Origin of the sequence: Bacillus sp. SIMBA_005, from assembly GCF_046535585.1 — a bacterium.
In the GTDB taxonomy this organism is placed as follows: domain Bacteria; phylum Bacillota; class Bacilli; order Bacillales; family Bacillaceae; genus Bacillus; species Bacillus pumilus.
On the sequence record NZ_JAWRWI010000897.1, the window covers coordinates 1 to 248 of the forward strand.

1 protein-coding gene is annotated in these 248 nt (G+C 63.7%); it reads left to right on the plus strand.

Going from position 1 to position 248, the window contains the following annotated elements; genetic code table 11:
* Positions 1-248 (plus strand): ABC transporter permease subunit (locus SB660_RS22660; RefSeq protein ID WP_410584753.1); only part of this gene is annotated, 248 nt, incomplete at both ends.

Consider the following 248-nt stretch of genomic DNA (forward strand, 5'->3'; position numbering starts at 1 on the left):
CGCCCTTCGCACCTCGTTGATCCCGATCGCAACGCAGATCGCCTTCTCGATCCCCACGATCTTCCTCGGCGCGGTTCTGTCGGAGCAGATCTTCGCCTGGCATGGTCTCGGTGAGTATCTCGTGCAGACGATCAGCCGTAACGACGTTCACGGCACCGTGGCGATCGCTGCCTTCGGCGCGTTCCTCACTGCCATTGGAGCACTTCTCGCGGACATCGCGGTGGTTGCCCTCGACCCCCGAGTGCGGG